Origin of the sequence: Thermomonas sp. (assembly GCF_047606765.1) — a bacterium.
GTDB lineage: Bacteria > Pseudomonadota > Gammaproteobacteria > Xanthomonadales > Xanthomonadaceae > Thermomonas.
The window spans coordinates 1-3,168 of sequence record NZ_JASGED010000119.1; the positions used below are offsets into that span (position 1 = coordinate 1).

Annotated in this window: 4 protein-coding genes and 1 pseudogene; 3 read left to right on the forward strand and 2 right to left on the reverse strand. The window is 66.1% G+C overall.

Annotation, left to right across the window (positions count from 1 at the left end; genetic code table 11):
- Both QM612_RS11145 and QM612_RS11150 read right to left on the reverse strand, forming a co-directional pair.
- Window positions 1–307 (reverse strand): BolA family protein (locus QM612_RS11145; RefSeq protein ID WP_415253957.1); only part of this gene is annotated, 307 nt, incomplete at its 3' end.
- The gene (locus tag QM612_RS11150) at window positions 307–606 is read right to left on the reverse strand and encodes a YciI family protein (RefSeq protein WP_415253960.1); all 300 of its coding nucleotides are present in this window, start codon (window positions 604–606) and stop codon (window positions 307–309) included. The genes QM612_RS11145 and QM612_RS11150, both read right to left, overlap by 1 nt.
- Before the next feature lie 310 nt (window positions 607–916).
- On the opposite strand from QM612_RS11150, the gene QM612_RS11155 reads away from it, so the two are divergent.
- From QM612_RS11155 to QM612_RS11165, 3 genes and pseudogenes are all read left to right on the forward strand, one after another.
- Window positions 917–1,843, forward strand: a complete 927-nt coding sequence (locus QM612_RS11155; protein WP_415253958.1) for a segregation and condensation protein A — start codon at window positions 917–919, stop codon at window positions 1,841–1,843.
- Between the two features lie 114 nt (window positions 1,844–1,957).
- Window positions 1,958–2,692 (forward strand): annotated as a pseudogene (gene scpB, locus QM612_RS11160) (SMC-Scp complex subunit ScpB); the annotation flags it as partial.
- Window positions 2,693–2,705: 13 nt separating this feature from the next.
- Window positions 2,706–3,168: pseudouridine synthase (locus tag QM612_RS11165; protein ID WP_415253959.1), on the forward strand; the 463-nt coding region annotated here is incomplete at its 3' end.

Consider the following 3,168-nt stretch of genomic DNA (forward strand, 5'->3'; position numbering starts at 1 on the left):
GCGCGGCTTCATCCGGCGTCCGCGCCCGGATCGTGAGCGCGTGGATATCGGTCTGCATCATCTCGCCCAGTGCGGCATACACCAGCCGGTGCCGGGCCAGCGGCAGCTTGCCCGCGAATGCCTCGCTGACGATGTCCACGCCGAAATGCCCCTGCCCGCCGCGCGCGCCAGCGTGACCGGCGTGTTTGTGGCTGTCATCGCTGACCTCCAGCGAGAGCGGCGACAGCGCCTTGGTCAGCAGCACGCGGATGCGCTCCACCCGCTCGGGGTTCAGGCGGGGAATGTCGGCCTCCGTCCAACCGCCCATCACGGCAGCACCTTGCGGAACGGACGCACCTCAACCCGCGCGTACACGCCGGCTTCGACATACGGGTCGGCATCGGCCCATGTGCGGGCATCCGCCAGCGAGGCGAACTCGGCAATCACGATGCTGCCGGAAAAGCCCGCCGGGCCGGGGTCTTCGGCATCGATGGCCGGGCACGGGCCGGCCAGCAGCAGCCTGCCCTCGTCGCGCAGCGCGGTCAGCCGCGCCAGATGCGCCGCGCGTGCGGCCAGCCGTTTGGCGAGTACGTCCGCACCATCGAAGCCTTCGATTGCGTACCACATCATTCCCGCACTCCATGAACCATTGCCGGCATTGTAGGGGCGTGCAGTGGACAGCCCCGACGCGAAGCCGTAACCTTGCCGCATCGTTTCCGGCCCGATCCTGCGGCCCGCGCGACGTCCGGCTCCCCACGCCGCACCGCGCCCGCCGATCCGGTCGTCTTCCGCCACCCGTTCCGATGCCGCCCGCCAGGGCGCATGCGCGCAGGCATGGCGGGTTTGCAGCAGACGCAACATGATGCCCCGGCCCCGCGCGGCCATAGCGAAGACAGGTGTGGCCCGGAGGGGGCCGCGACATGCTGGCAACCCAGTGATGACATCCGAAACCAGCGCCGGCCCGGTGGCCGACGCGCCCGCCCAACATCCGAATGCAAAGCCCGAGCAGCAGGAGATCCCGCTGGCGGTGGTGCTTGGCCAGCCGGTGGTGGAGATCCCCAAGGACCTGTACATCCCGCCGGACGCGCTGGAGGTCATCCTCGACGCCTTCGAAGGCCCGCTCGACCTGCTGCTGTACCTGATCCGCCGGCAAAACCTGGACATCCTCGACATCCCCGTCGCCGAGATCACCCGGCAGTACGTGGACTACATCCAGGCCATGCACGAGATGCGCTTCGAGTTGGCCGCCGAATATCTGGTGATGGCCGCGATCCTGGCCGAAATCAAGTCGCGCATGCTGCTGCCGCGCCCGCCCAGCGAAGAAGGCGTGGAAGAAGACCCGCGCGCCGACCTCGTCCGCCGGCTGCAGGAATACGAGCGCTACAAGAAGGCCGCCGAAGACCTGGACGCCCTGCCCCGGCAGGAACGCGACACCACCGTGGCGACCGCGCACGTCCCCGACCGCGCCGAAGTGCGCCTGCCGCCGCCGGTGGACATCCGCGAAATGCTGCTGGCCCTGCACGACGTGCTCAAGCGCGCCGAGTTGTTCACCCAGCACGCGATCAAGCGCGATGCGCTCAGTGTGCGCCAGCGCATGGGCGAACTGCTGGAACGCCTGACCGATGGCCAGTTCCACCGCTTTGAAACACTGTTCACGGTGGAGGAAGGCAAGCTCGGCGTGGTGGTCACCTTCCTTGGCCTGCTGACGCTGGCGAAGGAACAATTGATCGACATCGTGCAGGAAGCGCCTTTGGCGCCGATCTATGTGAAGTCGCTGGCTTCAAACGAAGGCGCACCCGCGATCAGCGAATTGTCCAGCGAGTTCGATGACGACGAAGCGGCGAATGGCGGTACAACGGCATGAACCGCCTCATTCCTGATTCGTCATCCCGGCGAAAGCCGGGATCCAGCTTTTAACCGACAACCAATGCTGGACTCCGGCTTGCGCCGGACTGACGGCAAAGAAAGACCGAATCGTATGGATCAACAACTCATCACCCGCATCGTCGAAGCCGCGCTGATGGCAGACCACCAGCCGCTGACGCTGGTGCAACTCAAGGGCCTGTTTCCGCTGGACGAACCCGCGCCCGATGGCAGCGTGGAAACCGCGCTGGAAGACCTGCAAACCGCCTGCGCCGAACGCGGCGTGGAACTGGTGGAAGTCGCCAGCGGCTGGCGCTTCCAGGTCAAGGCCGACGTGCATCCGTGGGTGGCGCGGCTGTGGACGGAGCGCCAGACCAAGTACACCCGCGCCACGCTGGAAACACTGGCGCTGATCGCCTACCGCCAGCCGATCACCCGTGGCGAGATCGAACAGATCCGCGGCGTGACCGTGAACAGCAGCATCATCAAGGCACTGGAAGAACGCGACTGGATCCGCGTGGTCGGTCACCGCGACGTACCCGGCAAGCCGGAGTTGCTGGCGACCACCAAGACCTTCCTCGACTACTTCGGCCTGAAGCGACTCGACGAACTGCCGCCGCTGTCGGAACTGAAGGACATCGGCGAACTGGAACCGCAACTGCCATTCGAGCCTGCAATCCCCGCTGCGGCGGCGGATGCGGCGAATGAAGATGGCGAAGCCAACGCAGAAGAAAGCCGCGACGACGCGAACGACGATGCAGAAGTCGAAGGCGCAGAAAACGGCATCGAAGCCAACACCGACACCCAACACGAACAAGACACCAACGGAGACGACGCGACTGCCGCATCGTCGGAGCAAACGAATGAGCAATAACGAACAATCCACCCGCCGCCCGCTGAGCCTGAAGCGCGAAGCCGCGCCCGCCGCCGAAGCCCCGCGCATCGAAGAACGCCTGCACAAGGTGCTGGCGCAGGCCGGACTTGGCTCGCGTCGCGCGCTGGAGCAGCGCATCGCCGATGGCCTGGTCAAGGTCAACGGCGAAGTGGCGCGCACCGGCATGAGCATCACCGGCGGCGACAAGATCGAAATCGACGGCAAGACGTTTGTCGCCAGCGCCCTGACCGATCCGCCGCGCGTGCTGATGTACAACAAGCCGGAAGGCGAAGTGACCACGCGCGAAGATCCCGAAGGCCGCCCGACCATCTTCGAATCCCTGCCCGCATTGAAAGGCGCGCGCTGGATCGCCATCGGTCGCCTCGACATCAACACCACCGGCCTGCTGCTGCTCACCACCGATGGCGAACTGGCCAACGCGATGATGCACC

Coding starts and splice junctions, on each gene's coding strand:
- QM612_RS11155 (WP_415253958.1), top strand. CDS start 917: ATGACATCCGAAACCAGCGCCGGCCCGGTGGCCGACGCGCCCGCCCAA.
- QM612_RS11150 (WP_415253960.1), bottom strand. CDS start 606: ATGTGGTACGCAATCGAAGGCTTCGATGGTGCGGACGTACTCGCCAAA.